Raw genomic sequence first — 20,692 nt, forward strand, 5'->3', positions numbered from 1 at the left:
CTGCGGTTGCCCGCTCGCGCTGTGCCAACGGGTTTGGATCGTCCGCCGCCGCGGACCTGGTTCGAATCGAGCCTCCGTCGAGGTCGCTGCGTGGTCCAACCAGCTCGGGTTGATCCGCCTCGAAGGAATCATGTTCGCGCCCAGGCCCTCTCGGGTTTGGTGGGTGATGTCGAATCCCGGCGGTCAACGGCGTCGGTAAGCGCGACTACGCCACCGCCGCTTCGGCGCCCGACGGTCCCGGGCTCGTTCGGCTCGGCGGTTGCGCCGACGTCGCCCCCGTCTGCGCTGGATGAGCCGTCCGTTTCTGCTCGTGGAGGCGGTTTCGTTGCGCCTCAGCGTATTACGGAGCGGGGTCCGGGGCGCATGGGGTGTGGCGTCGATCTCGGCGTCCGTCGAGCCGAATAAGCGCAGGAGAACCGGCCCCGCGCGGCGCCGATAGCGATTCGGCATAAAAATTTCTGTTGCGGAGTACGTTGCGGCGTGGCATCATCGTTTATGTGGATGCGGGAGTACCCACACGGGGAGAATTCAATGGGGGCGATATGTATTCGGATTCCAATGCAATTGGAAGACCGTAGATCAATCATTCAGCGCTGATCGTCGAGTCGATGGTCCGATGTGTTCGCATGTCGGATCGTGCTGGGCGAACAATTCTCCGAACAAGTAATTGTGACCTGTAGCAGCAGGATCGCAACGTTCTGTATTCGGGACAATAACTTCACGAGAAATGGTGGAATCATGGGCACTGCTGGTGCGCAGGAATTGATCGCGGCCGACCCGATCAAGATGGGTAACATCGCCGACATGTGCAGCTTCGGAGTGGACGAGGACGTCGAAGTCTTCCTCCGTGCCGACTCGGTAAAACCGCGCGAGCTGGATCGCTTCGCCAGCAACTGGTCGAACTGAGCGATCACGTTCTCGACGAGCGATGAAGATGATCGAGCGCCGAGTGCTGGAAGACTACAATTCCGGCGCTCGGCGCGTCTTATGCCTTTTCCACAACGAATCCAGTCGACACGTCGCGCGGCCGGAATGGGATACGGACGAAATTCGAGCCGAAGTAGCCGCCGGTACGAACGAATTCGAACGTAAGCAGTTGCAGGGGTATCTGTTCGATACGCTCGAGCTCGACATCGACAGTGCGGTTCCACCGGACGCGCTGCGGACGTCGAGGAACCAATTCGCTGCCGAGTTCGGGGCGGGTGACTTCTTCGAGGGATACTGCGCCGCCCGTGCGATAGACGCGCGCGGCGTGGAGCGTCTGGCCGAGGACCTGCTGGATCGGACCGAGGACCGGTACATGTCGACACTGCGATCCGTGTTCGGCGGCAGCGTCGAGCAGGACGAGTTCGCTCGCTTCTATTCCGCTCTGCTGACCGTGGACAGCGGAAGTTATTCCGTGGATCGTATCCACAGCGATCTCGTACGCTCGGTCGAGGACCATGGGTACAGCGATCGGGTGGAAATCGTCAGGGGCTCGCCCCCGGGCGTGTCGACAACCGTGAGCACCATCGAGCCGAGAAAGTCGACGGTGTTCCTGGCCGAGTACGGCGGTCTCGAGTCGTACCGGGCCGCCTTTCACGCGCTGGGCCACGCGATATACGCGGTCAGCCTCGACGTGACCGTTGCCGATCTGGTCGGAGTGAACATCTCGGCGACGGAAGTGAGTGCTTTCTCCGCGCAGGAACTCGCGCTGGCGTCACTGAAGCCGGAGGACCGGCGGATGCTGGACTTCATGCCGACCTACTACGCGAGGATGTACGCCGTCCGACTGCTCGACGAAGCGCGTTTCTATCGTGAGGGTTCGGCGGGGGTCGCGTCGGTGCGCGAACACGAACGGCGGCTCCTGATAGTTCCGAACAACACCTTCGTGCCACGGAATCGACTCCACTCGATCGACTTCGTGATCGCGTTCTCCACCTATCTTTCCCGTGCTCGCACGGATTCGCTGGACGACGTCCGGAACTCGGTCGCCTCGAACAGCGGACTACTGCTGGAAAACAATTGCCTGATGGACGGATTCAGGGTCTCACAGTGCGGAGAATAGGCTCGATGAGCACGGATTCCCCCGCTGTGGCGGAGAGAGAGGACACCGGGTGGTCGAATTCATCGGTCACGGAGTAACGAACAGCTACGACCGGATGCGGTCGGCGCCGTTCGATCGCGCCTACACCGACGAGGTGGTGGCGGCATACGAATCCAACAACTGGGACGCGGTTCTGTTCCAGTACGATTCCTTCACCGCGGATCCGAGCATCGCCGCCGCGTACGCCGGGATGCACTCCGAGAAGCTGAATATCATCGTCGCCGTCCGCCCGAACACCTGCGCTCCGACTTATATCGCCAAGGTATTGGCGACGTTGGACGTTCTTACCGCAGGTCGGATTCGACTGCACGTGGTGGCCGGCGGCTACAAAGCTTCCCAAGCCGCCGAAGGCGATCTTCTCGACAAAACGCAGCGTTACGAACGAGTCGCGGAATTCATCGATCTCTGTCGGCGGGTCTGGGTCGAACAGGAGCCGTTCAACTACTCGGGCGATCACTATCGCGTGGAGAATTTTCGGTCGAATATCCGGTGTGTCGATGAACGTGGCCTGATGGTATCGACCGGCGGTTCCTCCGACGATTCGCTCCGGGTGGCTGCCGGATTCTCGAACCGCCACGCCCTCTGGGGTCTTCCCTACGCGCAGACGAAGGAAATGATCGACACGATCGGCGACCACTGCCGTCGGATCGGGAGAGCCGAACCGCCGAGTATCCAGATGCAATTCCGGTGCATTCTGGGGGATACGCGCGAAGAGGCGCGTTCGAAGGCGCAGCACATGCTCGACGGGATGAGATCCGAACTGGGCGGGCGAGTAGCGAATCGTGCACCGCAGACTGGTGGGGAGACGAAGGCGCGCGAGATCCTCGAACTCGGCGAATGGCATGACGACTGCTTCTGGGCCGGACCGGTCTCCGAGACCGGCGGGCTCGGCAGCAGCACGGTTCTCGTCGGCACTCCCGACGAGGTCGCGACGGCGCTGCGCCGTTACGCGAGCCTCGGTGTCGACGCCTTCAGCTTCAGCGGGTACGACACCGTCCCGGACGCGATCGAGTTCGGCCGCAATGTCATCCCGTTGGTGAAGACGGCCACGCGCTCGGTGTAGCGCGGGAGGTGAGCAGTGGGGGATTCGATCTTCGCCGTCACATCGGCGATCGCCTATGGCAGTGGGGCTCCGCATCTGGGGCAGGCCTACCAATACATTTTCGCGGACGCTACGGCGCGTTTCAAGCGACTCGACGGATACTGTGTGCTGTTCTCGTCCGGGATGGACGAGAACGGAATGAAGGTGCCGGTCGCCGCCGCTGAGCAGGGGATCACCGAGAGCGATCTGATCGATCGGACCGCGAAGCAGTTCCAACATCTTGCGACCACGCTCGGAATATCATGCGATCGCGTCGTCCGGACGGCCGGTCCGGTGCATCGGCGCGTGTGCACGGAATTGTGGACGCGCATGTCGGAAAATGGGGACATCTATCTGGATGACTATCCGGGATGGTACTGCGTGCGAACCGACCTGTTCCATTCCGAGAGCGAGACCGAAACTCGGTCCGATGGGGTCAGGGTGGTCCGTTCGACGGGACACGCGGTCGTTCGGTTCGAACGGCCGGTGCATTTCTTCCGGCTGTCGAAGTATCGGGATCGTCTGCTCGACCTCCATGAGACCAGTCCCGACCTCATCGGGCCGCGGTCGCGGCGCGCGGAAATCATGGCGGAAATCTCGGCCGGTTTGTCCGATATCCCGATCTCGTGTGCCGATGTCCACTGGGGTGTTCCGGTTCCCGGCAGCCCTGGGCACCGGATGCATGTCTGGTTCGATGCGCTGGCAAGCTATCTCACCGCCATCCGGACCGAACACGGACAGAGCGCGTGGCCGCCGGACCTCCAGATAACGAGCAGGGGAAGCATTCGCTTCCACGGAATCCGCTGGCCGGCGTTCCTGATGTCGGCGGGCCTGCCGACACCCGCCCGGGTCTTCGGGCACGGCTTCCTGGTGTCGGCGGGACGGCGGATGTCCCGACCGGTGGGAACGCTCCCGGACATTTCCGAGCTGGTATCCGACTGCGGTGTCGATGCCGCGCGGTTCTTCGCCCTGCGGCACGGACCCTTCGGGCTGAACGGCGAGTTCAGCACGCAGGCCCTGGTACGCCTGGCGAACCGTGAATTGGCGGACGGACTGAGCGATCTGGCGCACCGCTGCCTCACGTGGATAGCGGAGCGCTACCAAGGAAGAGTCCCCGAGCCCGCCGCGCTGCTCGCGGCCGACACCGTGCTCCTCGCGGCGGCGGACGGATTGCTCGCCACCTGCCGGCGCGCGTACGACACGCAAACGATCCATCGTGCGATGGAATCGATCGGAGCCCACGTGTCCGCAGCGCGCGCGTACCTCGAGGAGCAGACGCGATCGACGTGCGATAGGCAGCGGACCGGAACTGTTCTCTATGTCACCGCGGAAGTCCTTCGTATTGTGGGGATTCTGTTGCTTCCGGCGGTGCCGGACACCGCCGGAAGGCTGTTGACGCAACTCGGCTGGAGCGAGGACGCGCGTACTTTCGCCGCTTTGTCCGCTCGAATCGCATCGGGGACGCGGCTTCCGGGACCGGTCGATGTATTCCCACGGATCGGATGACTATCGGATTCGGTGGAAGAGGTCGGCGACCGCCTGCGCGCGGAGCCGGAATTCGGTCGGACGAGTGATACTGGCAGCGTGACATCACTGTCGGGTCAGTATGATTCGGCTTCGGTCCGCAACTGTTCTGTCTACGACTGTCAACCCGAAGGGAGTGCCGTCATGGCGCGCCACCTTGTCACGAGCGCCCTGCCCTACATCAACGGAATCAAGCATCTGGGCAACCTCGTCGGGTCGATGCTGCCGGCGGACGTCTACGCGAGGTACATGCGCGCTCGCGGACACGAGGTGTTGTTTATCTGTGCCACCGACGAACACGGCACACCGGCCGAATTGGCGGCGGCCGAGGCGGGCACGACCGTCGCGGAGTTCTGCGCCCGCGCGCACGACACCCAGAAGCAGATCTACGACGGGTTCGGGTTGTCGTTCGACTATTTCGGACGTACATCGTCGCCGCAGAACGCGGAGATAACACAGCATTTCGCACGAAAGCTCCATGAACACGGGTTCCTCGAGGAGCGATCCGCACGTCAGGTGTACTCCGTGGCCGACGGGCGCTTCCTGCCGGATCGCTATGTGGTGGGGACGTGTCCGCACTGCGCCTACGAACGCGCCCGCGGCGATCAATGCGAAAACTGCACTCGGCTGCTCGATCCGACCGACCTCGTTGACCCGCGCTCGGCGATCAGCGGCACCACGGATCTCGAGGTGCGGGAGACCGCCCACCTGTACTTCCGGCAGTCCGCCCTGCAGAACGAGATCCAGGCATGGATCGACGCGGTCGCCGGCGAGTGGCCGCACCTGACGGTGTCCATCGCGCGGAAATGGCTCGCCGAGGGTTTGCACGACCGTGCCGTCACCCGCGATCTCGACTGGGGCGTGCCCGTGCCCGCGGACGTCTGGCCGGAGTTGGCCGCGCAGGGCAAAGTGTTCTACGTGTGGTTCGACGCACCACTCGGATACCTCGCCGCCACCAAGGAATGGTCCGACGCCGACCCGCGACGCGCCGACTGGAAGTCGTGGTGGTTCGACGCCGAGGACGTGCGCTACACCGAATTCATGGGCAAGGACAACGTCCCTTTCCACAGCGTGATGTTTCCGGCGATGCAACTCGGTGTCCGGGAGCCCTGGAAAATGGTCGACTACATCAAGTCGTTCAACTGGCTGAACTACTACGGCGGCAAGTTCTCCACCTCGCAACATCGCGGCGTGTTCACCGATGACGCGCTGGAGCTGCTCCCCGCCGACTACTGGCGGTATTTCATGATCGCCAACGCTCCCGAATCCGATGATGTCAGTTTCACCTGGGAGTTGTTCGCCGGTCAGGTGAACAAGGATCTCGCGGACGTACTGGGTAATTTCGTCAACAGGGTATTGACATTCATCGCCAAGCGATTCGGCGACGCGCTGCCCGCCGGTGCCGCGCCGGGGGACGCGGAGCGAGAGCTCGGTGGGCGGCTGGTGGAACTGTTCGAGCGCTACGAGAATCACCTCGACCGGATCGAGCTGCGCAAGGCGACCGCGGTTCTGCGCGCGATGTGGAGTCTTGGCAACGAATACATCGACGACAAAGCGCCGTGGACCCAGTTGAAGACCGATCCCGAAGCCGCCGCGCTCACATTGCGGACCGCCGCCAATATCATCTACCTGTTCGCGCAGATCTCCGAGCCGTTGATACCCACGACCGCGCGGACGCTGCGGCAACTCTGGCTCGCGCCCGAACAGGACGTGTCCGGCATTTGCTGGCCCCAAGCGTCCGACGTGGCCGCGCTGACCTGGTTGGACGCCGGAACGCGGTTCACGGTGCCGCCCGTGCTGTTCGCCAAGATCCCCGAGGACGATGTCGATCGGTGGCGGGAACGCTTCGGAGCCGAGGACGAGATTCGCTAGGGCGAAATCCGCGCACCGGGTGAGGGGGGAGATCGTGGAGGGTGCCGACACGCTGCGCGCCGCCGATACGTCCCGGTCGATACTGGCCGAACCTCGGGTCAGGCGGGTCCTGGCCGCCAACATGACCAGCATGCTGGGGTCGTCGGTGGCTCCGGTGGCCCTGGCGTTCGCTGTTCTCGGCACCGGTTCGGGTTTCGCCGGATTGTCGGTCGTATTGGCCCTCAACACGATTCCCGCGCTGTTGTTCCTGCTGCTGGGCGGGGTACTGGCCGACCGGTTCTCGAGGTCCAGGCTGCTGGTGATCGGTCGCTGCGGAGCGGGGATCGCGCAGCTGTGCACAGCGGCTCTGGTGCTCTCCGGCGCGGGCGACACGGTGAGTCTCGCGGTGGCGGGCTTCGTCTCGGGCGCGGCGGCGACCGTCATCGGACCGGCGGCCCAGGGGATCCTGCGCCAGGTCGTCGGTTCCGTTCAGCAGCTGCCTTCCGTCAACGCCGTGAACAGGTTGGGAGGCAACACGATTCGCATCGCGGGCCCGGTAATCGGCGGGGCGGTCGCGGCGGTGACCTCGCCCGGCTGGGTGCTGGTCTTCGATGCCGCGACCTTCTTCCTCGCCTCGGTGATGGTGCTGAAGCTCGATCTCGCCCGCGTCGACACCGGCCGCGCCACCGGCGCGTGGCGGTCGCTGCTCGACGGCGCGGTCGAGATCAGCCGGAAGACGTGGCTGTCGGCCAATGTCGTCTTCGGTTCCCTGCTCGTCCTGTGCTGGCGGGTCGGCTACCAACTGACCGGGCCCGGGATCATGGCACGGGCCGACGGCGGATCCGCGCGGTGGGGCCTCGTGCAAGGCGCGTTCGGGCTGGGGATGGTGCTGGGCGGGTTCGTCATGCTGCGGTGGCGGCCACGGAGACTGGTCGTGGTGAGCATCCTCGCGTGCGGCACCCTGGCCGCGCCGCTAATCGCGCTCGCCGCGCAGTGCCCGATCGCGATCGTCGTCGCCTGTTCGGTGGCGGCGGGCATCGGCATGGACATCGGCATCATCTGCTGGTCGACCGCGCTGGGTCAGCACATCAGCGACGACATGCAGGGCCGTGTCTACGCGTTCACGTCCCTCGGGGAATTGTCGGCGGTCCCGTTCGGCTACCTGGCGGTCGGCCTCGTCAGTCGGGACGTCTCGTTGTTCGTCCTCGAGTTCGTCTGCGGGATAGGGATCATCGCCGCCGTGGCGATGAATCTGTCTGTGAGATCGGTCTGGTCGATCCGGCGGATGGGTTGACCCGCGCTCGACCCGGTGACACGCTGGGCCGCCGCCCCGAACCGGGTCAGTCTGGCGACAACCGGGCTCGGCTTCGCCCGCAGGTATGCACGCCCGCCGGTAGAGCTCAGGATTCTGGCTCCACCGTTTGCTTCGGGTCGGCGTCGAGCTCTGGAGTTTCGGTCGACGTGGGCCGTCGGATACGCAGCGGTAGCCGGATGACATCGCTCGAGCGGTTACGCGCGCATTGAGCGATAGCGGCCACAGCAGAGCTCACCGCCGTCACACCCGCGTACCATGCCTCGGACGTGAGACCGGCAGTGGTGTAGGAAACCTGGCGGAGTCCGGGCACCGGCGGTCGGCCGTTGCCGGAGGCCCAGCGCATCATCAGGCCGGCCTGGGTGCCCAGATCTCGGAAGGGGCCGAACCCGAGCATGCCTCGCACATCGGACACTTTGCCATTCATGTGGACGAGGGCGAAGACAATGAAAAGCGCTACTGCTACCGAGGAAACCGTAGTCAGATGAGAAAGTGCCTTGGTACGTGCACGAAGATTGACCAAGGTGGTACACACGGTGACGCCGATGGCCGCGCAGGCGAGGACGGCCCACGTGCCGTTGATCGTCGCGGCGGGCGGTGGAGATCCCGACCACAGGCCCATGAGCGAACTGGATATCTGGAATTTCCCGAAGGCGTCCGACTTGATGTTGCCAGAGCCACCGTTGATGTCGAGCCACGGCTCGAAGAGCAAGCCGAATGTGATGACGTTCCCGGCTGCCGCGCAGAGATAACCCCAGTTTCCACCGAGCGCGGCGAGGACCTTCACGACTTCGACCTGATCTCCTAGCGCACGGCTCGGCGTGCGGGCCTGTCGATGTTCGGCTTTGCTCGCCGCATCACCACTGGGTTGCATCGCGGTCCTCGTTCGAGAGCGGTGCAAGTGGCAACGCTCGCCGGGTACTGAGTTTTGTCCGCACAGCGTACCGTCGGATATAGGTGCAGCGCAGCGATTTGCGTTGCGCGAGTGGTGAACTCGTGCGTTCAGTGCAGGAAGGACCGAGGCGGGAGTAAGTCGATGTCGGGCTTGCTGTCGAGCCGGACCCATGCGCTTCTCGACATCGCCTACGCGACGACAGGTACCTCCGGTCTTGCCACTCGTCGACTGACAGCGAACGTGCGCGGTGCGGCATGAGGGCTGCCACCCGATCAACCTGCTCGGCGGCTCTACTCCTCACGCATCGGCATGCCGATCGGCCGCGAGCGCCGCGAGCTCCTTGAAATGCACCACGTTGCCTGCGGCGCCCCAGGTGCCCTCGGGCTGGTCGTGGATCAATACCCACACCCGGATCGCATCGGCCTCGCCGAGACCTGCCGCTGCCAGGACCTGCTCGGTGACCTCCTTGATGAGTCCGGCTTTGCGGCGGTCGGACAACGCGCCTTCCGGCACGGTCACATCGACCAGGAACCGCGGCAGCTCGTCCTCCAGCGCGGCGAACATGCCGTCGCTCACTTCCTCCACGCGGCACCAGGCCTGGGCGCGGAAGAACGCGTTGTCCGGCGCGCCTTCCCACTTCAACAGCGTCGCGGGGAGGGTTTTCCGCAACTCGCCACGGGTGTCGGTGGTGAGTAGCCCGGCGGGCAGGGTCAGCTGAATCATCGGCATGGCGGGCTCCTAGTGCTTCTGTGTGTCGTTATGACAGATGTCATAACGAATGCCTACGCTAGGCTATGGCGACCGTTATAAGCAAGGAGGTGGAGATGGCCGAAGCATCCACGCCTGCGCGTGATCGGATGGTGGCCGGTGCTGCGGACATGATTCGACGCCGCGGCCTCAATGCGACCAGTGTGCGCGAGCTGGCCAAACATTCCGGTGCCCCGCTCGGCTCGACCTACCACTACTTCCCCGGCGGCAAACAGCAGTTGGCCGAGGAAGCGGTGCGATGGGCCGATGAGCTGACCGTCCGCGCGCTCGGAGCGGCACTGGAGAAGGGGCCGCGCGCCGGGTTGCGCGCGTTTTTGACGATGTGGCGAAAGGTAGTGGTGGACAGCGAATTCCGCGCTGGATGCCCGGTGCTCGCGGTGTCGGTGGAAGATGCGCCGGACGAGGAGTCGGCACCGCGCGCCGCCGCTGCCGCTGCTTTCCAGCACTGGACATCGTTGCTCGCGGAATCGTTACGCGCCCATGGCGCAACAGATCTCGATGCTGAACGCACCGCCACGCTGATTGTTGCCGCTGTCGAGGGCACCGTTGCCATGTGTCGTGCGGAACGAAGTGCGCGACCGTTGGACCGGGTGGCGGCTCAGCTCGAATTCCTGGTCGGTGTCGTCACCGGCACCGCCGAAGCGGCGTCGCCCGAATAAGACGCGGCCCGCCGCGGCGACAGGCCGACGGGTACCGGCATCGGACCGTAATTCTCACCGCGGGGACGCCGCATCGACCACGCCCCGGGGTGGTGCTGGAACCCGCAACACTGCTCGCAGGCGCCCGGCGATCGCGCCCGGTCGGCGGACCACACCGCCAGGTCCGCCCCGATCCGATTGCGGTTCACATGCGTTCGGGTGCGGCGATGCCGAGTAGCCCTAGACCGTGTTCAAGGGTGCCCGCCGTGAGACGGCACAGGGCGAGCCGGTTTCCGCGGATGGGTTCGTCGGCGGCGAGGACGGGACAGTTGTCGTAGAAGGTGGTGAAATCGCGGGCGAGGTCGTAGAGGTATCCGCAGAGCCGGTGCGGTTCGAGAGTCGCGCCGACCTCGGCGATCGCCGCGCCGTAACCGTCGAGCTCCAGCGCCAGAGCTCGTTCGGCAGGCCGTAGCGCAATGGTCGGATCGATGACGGCGTCGTTGTCTCCGGCCTTCCGGAGGATGGAACGGATCCGGGCGTGTGCGTACTGGAGGTAGACGCCGGTGTTGCCGTGTAGGGCGACCATGCGGTCGAGGTCGAAGGCGTAATCCTTGACGCGCGAGGTGGACAGGTCGGCGTACTTCACCGCGCCGATGCCGGACTGCTCGGCAATGCTGTCCAGGTCCGCACGCGGCATGTCGGGGTTCTTTTCCGCGACTACCGCCGCGGCGGTGGCGACTGCCTCGTCGAGCAGTTCTATCAGCCGCACGGTGCCGCCTGCCCGAGTCTTGAAGGGCCGTCCGTCCGGCCCGAGAACTGTTCCGTAGGCGACGTGTTCGGCGTCGACGACATCGGTCAGCCACCCGGCCCTGCGTGCGGTTTCGAAGACGAGTCGGAAGTGAAGTGCCTGCCGGGAGTCGGTGACGTAGAGCAGCCGATCGGCACGCAAGGTGGTGATGCGGTAGCGGATGGTGGCCAGATCGGTGGAGTCGTAACCGAATCCGCCGTCGCGCTTGCGGACCATCAGCGGCACCGGCTTGTCGTCGGGGCCGGTGACCTCCTCGGAGAACACGACCAGTGCGCCCTCACTGTCGACAGCGATGCCTTTGTCCACGAGCTCGGCAATGGTCTCGGCCAGCAGCGGGTTGTAGAACGACTCGCCGACGTAGTCGTCGGGAGTGAGCAGCACGCCGAGTCGGCGATAGATGTCGCCGAACGCCTTTTCCGATTCGGTGACGATCTCGCGCCACCGCTCCATCGTGGCGGGGTCGCCGGATTGCAGCGCCACCACACGGGTTCGGGAGCGGTCGGCGAAATCGGAGTCGGCATCGAAGGCGGCGCGGGCTGCTTTATAGAGCCCATCCAATGCGGAGACCGCCGAGGTGTCGACCGCGAGATCATCGTGGCGCCACTGCGCATCGGAGTGTTCATCGAGGTACTGAATGAGCATCCCGAACTGGGTTCCCCAGTCGCCCAGGTGATTCTGCCGGATCACGTCGGCGCCGAGGAATCCGAGCACCCGCGCCAGACTGTCGCCGATGATCGTGGTGCGCAGATGCCCGACGTGCATATCCTTGGCGATGTTGGGAGCCGAGTAGTCGACTACCGTGCGCCGCCCGATTTCCGAGGCGGCGACGCCGAGGCGATCCTCGGCCAGCCGCGCCGCCACCTGTGCCCAGACCGCGCGGTCGGGCACCGCGATGTTGAGGAATCCAGGCCCGGACAGCTCGACCGACGCGAGGAGATGTTCGGCTTCCGTGGCCAGTGCCTCGACGAGCTGTTCAGCGAATTCGGCCGGCTTCAGGTGGAGGCGTTTGGCAAGTGCGAGAGCCGCATTGGATTGGAAGTCGGCGTGCACGGATCGTCGGACAACCGGGTCCGCGCCTGTCATGTCGGGTCGGGTCCTGCTGATCGCCTCGGCGACGACAGCGGCGACCTGACCGAGCAGCGGCGGCACTCCGGGGTTGCTCACAGACGATGTCCTCCTGGCTTGTGGGAAAGCGCCATTGTCTCCGGTGGGCCGGAGTTACGCAGGTGGTTATTGCCGGCCCGAGTGATGGTGGCGTCAGCGGGTCTACCGGCCGTCGCGGTGGGCTCGGCGTTAATCTCTGGTCAACCAGCTCAACAGGAGGCGAAATGGCGCGCGGACGGATCCGTGATCCGATTCGGACGCGGGCGATGATCATTGACGCGCTGCTGGCGGCTTTGGACGCGGGGGAGGTGTCGCCGACCGCGAAGAGTATTGCCGAGCGGGCCGGGGTTTCGCTGCGCAGTATCTTCGTGCATTTCCCGGACCTGGACGAGCTCAAGGCCGCCGCGACAATTCAGCAGACCGATCGCGTCGAACAGCTGATTTCCGGTGCGGACCCGGACTTGCCGTTGCGCGACCGGGTGGATGCGGTCGTGGCGCAGACCGCACAGGTGTTCACCCTGCAGCGCCGGATCCGGTTGACCGGCCTCGTCGAATCGCCGAGCGTGCCCATTATCGATGAGCGGATGCGGCGCGGGGATCGCTTGCTGCGCGAGCAGCTCGCCCGCACCTTCGCCGTCGAGCTCGAGCGGCCCGACGGCGAACAACTCCTCGATCTGATCGAGGCCACGACCGCGTGGAGCTTCCGTCACCATCTCGTCGATCGGTGCGGGAGGTCACCCGAGGCGGCCTCCGACGCGGTGTGCCGGACCCTGCTGAGTCTGCTCGACGGGGCGTAGTGGACCGCGGCCGGTGGTCAGGATCGGTGGATCGGCCCGTGGGAATCCGCGCAGTGCAGGTCTGCGGGGGACGGATCGAGGTCCGAGACGTGGTCGACCTGCAACGTGGTGTGTTCCAGGCCGAACTCGTCGTGCAGGGTTGTTTCGATCGTCGAGCGAGCCGCGTGACAGTCGGCGCCGTCGGCCACGAGGACGTGTGCCGACAGCGAGGGCTGGCCGGAGGTGATCTGCCAGACATGCAGGTCGTGCACCTCGGTCACCTGCGGGATGGTGACGATGCGCGCGCCGATGACATCGGGGTCGAGGTGCGCGGGCGCGGCCTCGAGGAAAATGCGGCCGGATTCACGGACCAGCGACCAGCCCGCCTTGGCCATCAGGACGGCGACGACCAGCGCGGCGATGGCGTCGGCGCGGGCGAAACCGGTCAGCCACACCACCGCACCCGCGATGGCGGTGCCGATGAAGGCGTAGAGGTCGTTGAGGATGTGCTGGAAGGCGCCTTCGACGTTCAAACTGGTGCGGTTGGCGCGGCTGATGCTCCAGGCCGCGGCGATGTTGACGACGATCCCGACCAGCGCGGTGATCAACACCAGCGGACCCGAGACATCGGGCGGATCGATCAGTCTGCTGATGCCCTCGTACACGAACCACACCGCGAGCAAGAGCAGGGTGATCCCGTTGGCCTGGGCGGACAGTATCTCGACGCGCTTGAACCCATAGGTGAACCGGCCCGCCGCGGGCCGCTTGGCGAGCCGGATGGCGATCATGGCGAGCACGATCGATGCGGCATCGGTGAGCATGTGCCCCGCATCGGTGATCAGCGCCAGCGAGTTGGCCAGGATGCCGACGACCACCTCGACCGTCATGAAGGCGACGATCAGCCCGAGCGCTATGGACAGCCAGCGCGGGTCGGAATTCGCCGAAACGCCATGGTCGTGACCGTGCGAGTGGTCATTCGCATGGCCGTGACCGGCCTCCGCGCCATGATCGTGGCCGGTGTGCGGGACTGTCTCCACCGACCGCTTCGGCGACACGCATTGCTCTCCCATAGTCGAACGTCCCTTCTGTTTCACCAGCCTGCCGCAGGATAGGGTAACCCATCTTGCACGCATGCGCATGTATGAATATTAAGCGCGTGTCATGCAGTCCCGCCAGGCCCCCGAAGGCCGGATGTCGCCGTCCGGCTCGGGCGGTTTCGTGATCATGTGCGGTGCACCGGAATTCGCCGGCCCGGCTACTATGCGGACTGCGCCTTTCGGGTGATCGAGAACACCGCATCCGGACGGGGCGGGCCGGCCCGGAGTCGGGAAGGTCCGATCGTGAGCGTAGAGGGGTTTTCGATGGATAGGCCGGCGTGGGCGCCCGAAGGCGTGGATATGCAGCAGGCGAGCCCGGCACGGATGTATGACGCCCTGCTCGGCGGCTCGCACAACTTCGAGATCGATCGCAAGGCCGCCGAGATGGGTAAGCAATTGGTGCCCGACCTGCCGCGATTGGCGTTGAGCAACCGTGCTTTCCTGCGGCGGGCCGTGCGTTTCCTCGCCGATTCGGGCATCAGGCAGTTCCTCGACATCGGCTCGGGCATTCCGACCGCAGGCAATGTCCACGAGGTCGCGCAGGCCATCGATCCGCAGTGCCGGGTGCTCTATGCGGACATCGACCCGGTCGCCGTCGCGCATTCACGGGCGATCCTGCAGGGCAACGACAATGCCACCGCCATCGAGGCCGACCTGCGCAAACCGGACGAACTGTTGGCTCGCGTCCGGGAAACCGGGGTGCTCGACTTCGACAAGCCCGTCGGCGTGCTGCTGTTCGCGGTGCTGCACCTGCTCTCGGACGAGGATCGACCCGCCGACATGGTCGCCCGGCTTCATGGGGCCGTCCCCACCGGCAGTTATGTCGCGATCTCCCACCTGACATCGGCGCTGCGCCCCGAGGACGCGAACAAGCTGGGCGCCAACGCGGCCAACGAGAACCGGATCGGCATCCACTTCCGTTCCAGGGACGCTATCGAGACTATGTTCGAAGGATGGGAGCTGGTCGAGCCTGGTGTGGTCGAGCTGCCCGCGTGGCGGCCGGAATCCGAGCGCGACCTACACGAGGCGCCGGGCCGCTCGCTCGGCTTGGCGGGCGTCGGCTTCAAGGTCTGAGAGGGCGAATAGAGCCGGTAGGGGGTTAGTGACGTGGGGTTGCGTGAGTTGGCGGTGCGGTGGGCCGACGCGCTCGATGGTGTCGTCGCGCCGACGCTCACGCGAACCCAGATCGAAGGATTGCTCGGCGAGCAGGCCGAGGCGCTGGTGGCCGCGGTGCGGGGGACCGCCGATGTCACCGTCGCGCACGCTGCCGCCGCGGCGCTCGTCGCCGCCAACTACCGCGACCCGGTGGCGGTCAGCCGCTCGATTCCGGTGATCTGTCAGGACATGGTCCGGATGATCTGCCCGGCCCGTACCGCCCCCGACTACGAGCAGATCCGCGATCGGGCGATCGCGGTGGCCGCCGAGTTCGCCGCGGGCTTCACCGGGGCGCTACGCAGCGCGGCGTTGGGTGAACAGGAAACCACGCTGGCAGCCGTATTGTCGGCTGCCCAGGACGCCGAGGCGCGGCGACAGTTGTCGGAGGCCAGGTTCGAGGCGGTCTTCGAGGGCGCGTCGGTGGGCATCGGCACCGTCGATGTCACCGGCAACGTGCTCGACGTGAACACGGCCATGGCCGAAATGCTCGGCAGGCCGGCGGCCAGCATGCCCGGCCGTTCCGTGGCCGAGCTGCTCGGCCCGCGGAATATCGGGCACGCGTACGCGGAGCTGGAGCGAATGCTCAGCGGAGCGAGCAATCGCTTCCGTCTCGAGACCGACCACGTGCGCCCCGATGGCACCGTGGCCAGCATCGACCTGTCGATGTCCGCGGTGCGCGACAGCAGTGGCCGGGCCCGCTTCCTCATCGGTGTCGCCGTCGATGTGACCGAACGCAAGCAGCTCTCCGATCGCCTGTGGCACGATGCCAACCACGACAGCCTCACCGGCCTGCCGAACCGGGTGCTCTTCTTCGATCGGCTGGCACGGGCCACGCCGCCGGTGGGAGTGTGCTATCTGGATCTCGACGGTTTCAAGGAGATCAACGACGTGTGGGGCCACACCGTCGGCGACCGGGTGCTACGCGACGTCGCGCAACGACTACAGGCTTCCGTCGAACCGGTCGGCGGCCTGGTGGCCAGAATCGGCGGCGACGAATTCATTGTGCTGGTCGAAAAATGTTCCAGCCGAAAAGAATTGGATACGATCTCGGACCTGCTACTCGCCGCACTCGCCGCGCCGATGCAGGTCGCCGGACGTCCCGTCGGCGTCGGCGCCAGCATCGGCGCGGTGTTCGCCGAGGACCGGCCGACGGAGGTCGACGAGTTGATGCATGCGGTCGACACGGCGATGTATCGGAACAAGGCTGCCGCGGGAGCGCGGGGGCGCGGGCAGCGTTTCCAGGTGCCGTAGCGGGTGATTCGTGGTCAGTGTTCCGGAAGTGTCACCGGCGCACTGCATTCGGCGCTGCTCGAATTGCCGAACGCGCTGGTTCCCGCGGTCGCCACCACCGCGCCGCATTCACTGACCAACCACTGGCCGCACACGCAGCGCAGGTAGCGAACGAAGCCGTGTGACGACACGAGCGCGGGGGTGGGCCAGGAGCACGAGGGGCAGGTGGCGAACATGGGTCCAGCCTGATGTAATGAGTCAGTGCATTTCAACCCTTACGGAGGCGCGGCGGCCGAACTCGCGGCCCGATTGGTGAACGCCGACCCGGGCCAGGATCTCCTCGCGTTGCTCGACGAATCCGGATACAAGCCGCTGAGCTCACTGAATGGCCGCCAAGACGCGGAACTGCGCCGTTGGATCGCCAAGCTCGACGCGGCCTTCTCCGCGCCGAGCGTCGAGCTGCTCAACGCGTTGCTGGCCGAGACGACGAGTCAGCCATACATCTCCACCCACGACGGCAGGAAGCCGCACCTGCATTTCGCCCGCGAGACCGCGCCCATCGACGAGCGGGTCAAGGCTTACACCGCGGCAGGCCTGGCGGAATTGTTCTGCGAAGATCCGGCCCGAATCGGGCGCTGCGCTCGGACCGGGTGCGGCCTGGTCTTCGTCGACACCTCCCGTAACGGGCGGCGACGGTTCTGCTCGACGCGCTGCTCGAACCGTGTGCATGTGGCCGAGCATCGAGTTCGTCGTTCGGCCTGACGATGGGTGGGGACTGCGCCGAGTGTGTCGGGCATCGCGCGCACAGTGCGACACGTCATTCACGGTGCGTCAGATAGGAATTCAGCTCGGCGGCGCCGGTCAGCATGGCCCGGCCGCGTTGCGTGAGGCGGTCACGCCAGTCGCCGAGGGTGGCCTCCAATGGAGCCAGTCCGCCTGCGGTGCGCACTTGGTCGAGGAGCGGGGCAATCTGGCTCAAAAGGTATCCGCCACGGCGCAATTGGTGAGCCAGATGAACGTCGCGGACATCGTCCGGTGTGTAGACGCGATAGCCGGTCTCCGGATCGCGGTCCGGTGTGATCAATCCGGCCTGTTCCCATTTCCGCAGCGTCGCCGGTCGGACGCGTAGTCGGCGGGCGAGTGGGCCGATGAACATCGCTCCGGTGTGTGGCGATCCCTGGGCACGCGGTGACGTCAGGTCCCGCAGCGCCTTGTCCACCAGGTCGAGTGTCTTGCGGTCTTCCAGGAGTTGCGCATGGCTTGCGTCGACCAGCGCCAGCGCATCCGCGACGGCGTTGTCATTGACGGCCCGCATGATCGCCGTCGCAGTCTGGTGGCCGTGGGCGGGCACCAGAGCGGCGAACGCCCGCAGCGCCTCGGCGTGCAAGGACGTGTAGACGCGATACCCGGTGGGCGTGCGTTCGGCAGGCGGGAGGATGCCCGCTTCCTCGTAGTTCCGGATCGCCTGCGTGGACAGACCGTGTGCCCGCGCGAGGTCGACCGGACGCAGTCGTCCGCTACCCATCTCTACCTGGTGTTTGAAGGTTCGACGGAGACAGCAGTGCTATTCACGGGATAAGTTTACAGAAATTTCCATAATGTGATTGAAGGTAATCGCGCTGCGGAGTGTGAGAACTGTGACTCACGCGTCGATCATCACTGCCGGAGGGGACCTCGCCGACAGCGGCGCCACACTCACCGGCTACCTAGGGACGGCTGCCACGCGCCGACGCCCCGCGCGATCAGGGCGTCGGCTGGGGCCCTCGGCTCAGGCGGAGATGATCCCGCTGTAGACCGAGAAGCCGCGCCCCTTCGTCTTGCAGGTGAAGCTGCCGTGGAACCCGGTTTCGCACCTGGCCCCGGCGTGCTCGATGAAGGGGCCCCACTGACCGTCGCCGGTCCTGACGTCGGAGAGGGTCGGGTTGCCGCCCGTCAGTGTGCGCGGCGTGCCGCTCATGAAAGTGGGGTGGGCGGGCAGCGACAGTTGGTCGATCACGATGTCGCGCACCGGGAAGAGGAACGGCAGGAACGTGTATTGGATCTGCATGGAGTTCGTCAGATCGCAGCCCACGGTGCCGTCGCCGGTGATGGAGCACTGCATAACGCCGCTGCTGAAATACACGGTGTTGCCGTCATCGGCCTGTGCGGTACCGGCCAGCAGGGCCGGTGCCACGGCCGCGGCGGCCAACACGCCGGCGAACCTCTTGATGTTGCGCTTCATGCAATCTCCTCGATGATTTCGATGGGTGCAGATAAACGAACTCCCGTGCCTGTCGATCGTCACGAAGTATTCGTTTCAGCTATGAGTGAAGATCGCGCGCAGCCCCGCTGGCGCAGTAGAGCGGGCGCGCACTCGGCGAGTGTTTCGAGAAGTGCGCTGTGACAGTCCGCGAGAGTGTGATCGGCGAACACTTGATGGTTGCGCTGTTTGCGTCAGTACGGCCGGTTGTCCGAGCTTGCTATCCGCCGGCGCCGTGGCCGACCGATAGGCGTCGTGCCCGGCGGCGGACTGCGACGAAGGCGCGTCGTGAGCGACACGCGTAGGCATGTCCACTGTTATCGAATCGTGATGTTATCCGCGCCCCTGGCGCCGCCCTCCGGCATATGTTGTTGCCCACAACATATTAGCTCGACGCAGTGCCGGAGTCCTTCCGACGGGTCGTCGGTTGTTCCAGGAAGGTTCCTCCAGATGCGGACTAAAAGCCAGGTCTCGTTCGGAAAAAACGGGCACGGACGGGCACGGGTCGGGATGCGGCATGGGGCTGTGGCGGTGGGGTTGGCCGGGGTGTTGGCGCTCACCGCCTGCGGCGCGAACACCTCGCGTAATGACGGGGACGGCGAGACCAAGTCCGGCGGTGGGAAGAACGGGACGATCGGGGTGATCCTGCCGGAGACCGCGACGTCGGCGCGATGGGAGGGCTTCGACAAACCGATGCTCGAGAAGGCTCTGAGCGCGCAGGGTTTCGATGCCGATGTGCAGAACGCCCAGGGTGAGGTGCAGAAGTTCACTACCTTGGCGGACGGCATGATCGCCAAGGGCGTGAAGGTGTTGATCATCGCGGCGATCAACAGCGAAGTCGGCGGCGCGGTGGCGGCCAAGGCGAAGAAGGCCGGGATTCCGACGATCGACTACGACCGGCTCAACCTCGGCGGATCCTCGGACTACTACGTGTCGTTCGACAATGTGCGGGTCGGGCAGTTGCAGGGTCAGGGGTTGGCCGATGCGCTGAAGGACAAGCCCGGCGGGCAGGTGATCGAGATCGAGGGGGCCCCGACCGACAACAACGCCACGCTGTTCCACGACGGTCAACGGAAAGTTCTGCAGCCGCTGTACGACTCGGGCGCGCTGAAGCTGGTCCAGAGCCAGCCGATCGACGGATGGAACAACCAGAAGGGCGGCACCACCTTCGAACAGATACTGACCACGAATGCCGGGAAGGTCGATGGCGTGGTCGCCGCCAATGACGGCCTAGCCGGCGCGGTGATCACTGTGCTCAAGAAGAACGGGCTCAATGGGAAGGTGCCGGTGACCGGGCAGGATGCGACAGCCGAAGGCCTGAAGGCGATCCTGCGCGGGGACCAGTACATGACGGTGTTCAAGCCGATCCAGCAGGAGGCCGACGCGGTCGCCAAATTAGCTGTCGCACTCGCCAATAACGATAAAGCGGCGGCGGATGCCCTCGCCACCGGCGTGAGTCTGGACGCGAAGGGCAAGCGTGAGGTCCGGTCCGTGCTGCTGGAGCCGTTCACGATCACCAGGCCGGAGGTCAAGCGGGTAGTCGCCGAAGGCTATGTCCCGGCGCGGGAGATCTGCGGCGGCGACCTGCGGGCGGCCTGCACCGAGCTCGGCATTTCCTGAGGCGCCGAATATGAGTGAGCCGCTACTTCAGATCACCGGTCTCAACAAGAGTTTCGGACCGGTCCATGTCCTGCACGATGTGGATTTCACGGCGCCCGCCGGTGAGGTCACCGCCCTTGTCGGGGACAACGGTGCAGGCAAGTCCACCTTGGTGAAATGCATTGCCGGTATTCATGCTTTCGACTCCGGGACGGTGAAGTACCGGGGCGAGCCGGTACATATCCGCGGTCCGAAGGACGCGGCGGAACTCGGCATCGAGGTCGTGTACCAGGATCTCGCGCTGGCCGACAATCTCGACATCGTGCAGAACATGTTCCTCGGCCGGGAGCGCGGACGTCCGTGGCTGCTGGACGAGGCGAGCATGGAGGAGGCGGCACGGCAGACGCTGGCATCGCTGTCGGGGGGGGGGGGGGGGGGCGGGCGGGCCCCCGGGCGGGGGCCGGGGGGGGGGGGGCGGCGACCCCGCGCCACCCCAACAAACCATGCAGTGGGCGGAGAACTCGATCAG

General features: G+C 65.4%; 19 protein-coding genes and 1 pseudogene. 14 read left to right on the forward strand and 6 right to left on the reverse strand.

The window, feature by feature from the left end; genetic code table 11:
• Positions 1 to 738 precede the first annotated feature (738 nt).
• The 6 genes from ACFU4Z_RS27380 to ACFU4Z_RS27405 all read left to right on the forward strand — a co-directional run bounded on the left by ACFU4Z_RS27380 (position 739) and on the right by ACFU4Z_RS27405 (position 7,836).
• On the forward strand, positions 739 to 906 hold the full coding sequence (locus ACFU4Z_RS27380) for a hypothetical protein (RefSeq protein ID WP_379068076.1): 168 nt from the start codon (positions 739 to 741) through the stop codon (positions 904 to 906).
• 22 nt (positions 907 to 928) lie between these two features.
• A complete protein-coding gene (locus tag ACFU4Z_RS27385; protein WP_379068079.1) occupies positions 929 to 2,047 on the forward strand; it encodes a hypothetical protein in 1,119 nt (372 codons plus the stop codon).
• Between the two features lie 49 nt (positions 2,048 to 2,096).
• The gene (locus ACFU4Z_RS27390; protein WP_379068081.1) at positions 2,097 to 3,149 is read left to right on the forward strand and encodes an LLM class flavin-dependent oxidoreductase; all 1,053 of its coding nucleotides are present in this window, start codon (positions 2,097 to 2,099) and stop codon (positions 3,147 to 3,149) included.
• 15 nt (positions 3,150 to 3,164) lie between these two features.
• Complete coding sequence (locus tag ACFU4Z_RS27395) at positions 3,165 to 4,673, forward strand: methionine--tRNA ligase (RefSeq protein WP_379068084.1); 1,509 nt, start codon at positions 3,165 to 3,167, stop codon at positions 4,671 to 4,673.
• A 162-nt stretch (positions 4,674 to 4,835) separates the two neighbouring features.
• The gene (gene metG, locus ACFU4Z_RS27400; RefSeq protein WP_379068087.1) at positions 4,836 to 6,563 is read left to right on the forward strand and encodes a methionine--tRNA ligase; all 1,728 of its coding nucleotides are present in this window, start codon (positions 4,836 to 4,838) and stop codon (positions 6,561 to 6,563) included.
• Positions 6,564 to 6,597: 34 nt separating this feature from the next.
• Complete coding sequence (locus ACFU4Z_RS27405; RefSeq protein WP_379068090.1) at positions 6,598 to 7,836, forward strand: MFS transporter; 1,239 nt, start codon at positions 6,598 to 6,600, stop codon at positions 7,834 to 7,836.
• A 106-nt stretch (positions 7,837 to 7,942) separates the two neighbouring features.
• Here ACFU4Z_RS27405 and ACFU4Z_RS27410 read toward each other — a convergent pair whose 3' ends face one another.
• Together ACFU4Z_RS27410 and ACFU4Z_RS27415 are read right to left on the reverse strand one after the other, a co-directional pair.
• Positions 7,943 to 8,641, reverse strand: a complete 699-nt coding sequence (locus tag ACFU4Z_RS27410; protein WP_379068093.1) for a hypothetical protein — start codon at positions 8,639 to 8,641, stop codon at positions 7,943 to 7,945.
• A 405-nt stretch (positions 8,642 to 9,046) separates the two neighbouring features.
• On the reverse strand, positions 9,047 to 9,478 hold the full coding sequence (locus ACFU4Z_RS27415) for a 4-oxalocrotonate tautomerase family protein (protein WP_379068096.1): 432 nt from the start codon (positions 9,476 to 9,478) through the stop codon (positions 9,047 to 9,049).
• Positions 9,479 to 9,573: 95 nt separating this feature from the next.
• Between ACFU4Z_RS27415 and ACFU4Z_RS27420 the strand changes: the two genes are divergently transcribed.
• The gene (locus ACFU4Z_RS27420) at positions 9,574 to 10,176 is read left to right on the forward strand and encodes a TetR/AcrR family transcriptional regulator (RefSeq protein ID WP_379068099.1); all 603 of its coding nucleotides are present in this window, start codon (positions 9,574 to 9,576) and stop codon (positions 10,174 to 10,176) included.
• 184 nt (positions 10,177 to 10,360) lie between these two features.
• On the opposite strand, the gene argS is transcribed toward ACFU4Z_RS27420, so the two are convergent.
• Positions 10,361 to 12,127, reverse strand: a complete 1,767-nt coding sequence (gene argS, locus ACFU4Z_RS27425) for an arginine--tRNA ligase (RefSeq protein ID WP_379068102.1) — start codon at positions 12,125 to 12,127, stop codon at positions 10,361 to 10,363.
• 164 nt (positions 12,128 to 12,291) lie between these two features.
• On the opposite strand from argS, the gene ACFU4Z_RS27430 reads away from it, so the two are divergent.
• Complete coding sequence (locus ACFU4Z_RS27430) at positions 12,292 to 12,864, forward strand: TetR/AcrR family transcriptional regulator (protein WP_379068105.1); 573 nt, start codon at positions 12,292 to 12,294, stop codon at positions 12,862 to 12,864.
• Between the two features lie 17 nt (positions 12,865 to 12,881).
• On the opposite strand, the gene ACFU4Z_RS27435 is transcribed toward ACFU4Z_RS27430, so the two are convergent.
• Positions 12,882 to 13,898 carry a cation diffusion facilitator family transporter gene (locus ACFU4Z_RS27435; RefSeq protein WP_379068108.1) on the reverse strand — a complete coding sequence of 339 codons (1,017 nt, stop codon included), beginning with the start codon at positions 13,896 to 13,898 and terminating at the stop codon, positions 12,882 to 12,884.
• 306 nt (positions 13,899 to 14,204) lie between these two features.
• Between ACFU4Z_RS27435 and ACFU4Z_RS27440 the strand changes: the two genes are divergently transcribed.
• From ACFU4Z_RS27440 to ACFU4Z_RS27455, 4 genes are all read left to right on the forward strand, one after another.
• A complete protein-coding gene (locus ACFU4Z_RS27440; RefSeq protein ID WP_379068111.1) occupies positions 14,205 to 15,014 on the forward strand; it encodes an SAM-dependent methyltransferase in 810 nt (269 codons plus the stop codon).
• A gap of 33 nt (positions 15,015 to 15,047) precedes the next feature.
• On the forward strand, positions 15,048 to 16,346 hold the full coding sequence (locus ACFU4Z_RS27445) for a diguanylate cyclase domain-containing protein (RefSeq protein WP_379068115.1): 1,299 nt from the start codon (positions 15,048 to 15,050) through the stop codon (positions 16,344 to 16,346).
• Positions 16,347 to 16,349: 3 nt separating this feature from the next.
• Positions 16,350 to 16,493, forward strand: coding sequence for a hypothetical protein (locus ACFU4Z_RS27450; RefSeq protein WP_379068118.1), 144 nt, complete (start codon positions 16,350 to 16,352; stop codon positions 16,491 to 16,493).
• Between the two features lie 93 nt (positions 16,494 to 16,586).
• Positions 16,587 to 17,087, forward strand: coding sequence for a CGNR zinc finger domain-containing protein (locus ACFU4Z_RS27455; RefSeq protein ID WP_379068120.1), 501 nt, complete (start codon positions 16,587 to 16,589; stop codon positions 17,085 to 17,087).
• A 55-nt stretch (positions 17,088 to 17,142) separates the two neighbouring features.
• On the opposite strand, the gene ACFU4Z_RS27460 is transcribed toward ACFU4Z_RS27455, so the two are convergent.
• Positions 17,143 to 17,850, reverse strand: coding sequence for a MerR family transcriptional regulator (locus ACFU4Z_RS27460; RefSeq protein ID WP_379068123.1), 708 nt, complete (start codon positions 17,848 to 17,850; stop codon positions 17,143 to 17,145).
• Positions 17,851 to 18,093: 243 nt separating this feature from the next.
• The gene (locus tag ACFU4Z_RS27465) at positions 18,094 to 18,546 is read right to left on the reverse strand and encodes a hypothetical protein (RefSeq protein WP_379068126.1); all 453 of its coding nucleotides are present in this window, start codon (positions 18,544 to 18,546) and stop codon (positions 18,094 to 18,096) included.
• Between the two features lie 468 nt (positions 18,547 to 19,014).
• Here ACFU4Z_RS27465 and ACFU4Z_RS27470 point away from each other — a divergent pair, with 468 nt between their 5' ends.
• Positions 19,015 to 20,184 carry a sugar ABC transporter substrate-binding protein gene (locus ACFU4Z_RS27470; protein WP_379068129.1) on the forward strand — a complete coding sequence of 390 codons (1,170 nt, stop codon included), beginning with the start codon at positions 19,015 to 19,017 and terminating at the stop codon, positions 20,182 to 20,184.
• Between the two features lie 10 nt (positions 20,185 to 20,194).
• Positions 20,195 to 20,692, forward strand: a pseudogene (locus ACFU4Z_RS27475) (ATP-binding cassette domain-containing protein); the annotation flags it as partial.

This window comes from Nocardia sp. NPDC057440 (assembly GCF_042802915.1).
Taxonomy (GTDB): Bacteria; Actinomycetota; Actinomycetes; order Mycobacteriales; family Mycobacteriaceae; genus Nocardia.

What these genes read in the sequence shown, in the direction of transcription:
- ACFU4Z_RS27380 (WP_379068076.1), top strand. Translation starts at nt 739, where the DNA reads ATGGGCACTGCTGGTGCGCAGGAATTGATCGCGGCCGACCCGATCAAG.
- ACFU4Z_RS27385 (WP_379068079.1), top strand. Translation starts at nt 929, where the DNA reads ATGAAGATGATCGAGCGCCGAGTGCTGGAAGACTACAATTCCGGCGCT.
- metG (WP_379068087.1), top strand. Translation starts at nt 4,836, where the DNA reads ATGGCGCGCCACCTTGTCACGAGCGCCCTGCCCTACATCAACGGAATC.
- ACFU4Z_RS27415 (WP_379068096.1), bottom strand. Translation starts at nt 9,478, where the DNA reads ATGCCGATGATTCAGCTGACCCTGCCCGCCGGGCTACTCACCACCGAC.
- ACFU4Z_RS27420 (WP_379068099.1), top strand. Translation starts at nt 9,574, where the DNA reads ATGGCCGAAGCATCCACGCCTGCGCGTGATCGGATGGTGGCCGGTGCT.
- ACFU4Z_RS27430 (WP_379068105.1), top strand. Translation starts at nt 12,292, where the DNA reads ATGGCGCGCGGACGGATCCGTGATCCGATTCGGACGCGGGCGATGATC.
- ACFU4Z_RS27440 (WP_379068111.1), top strand. Translation starts at nt 14,205, where the DNA reads ATGGATAGGCCGGCGTGGGCGCCCGAAGGCGTGGATATGCAGCAGGCG.
- ACFU4Z_RS27460 (WP_379068123.1), bottom strand. Translation starts at nt 17,850, where the DNA reads ATGGGTAGCGGACGACTGCGTCCGGTCGACCTCGCGCGGGCACACGGT.
- ACFU4Z_RS27465 (WP_379068126.1), bottom strand. Translation starts at nt 18,546, where the DNA reads ATGAAGCGCAACATCAAGAGGTTCGCCGGCGTGTTGGCCGCCGCGGCC.
- ACFU4Z_RS27470 (WP_379068129.1), top strand. Translation starts at nt 19,015, where the DNA reads ATGCGGACTAAAAGCCAGGTCTCGTTCGGAAAAAACGGGCACGGACGG.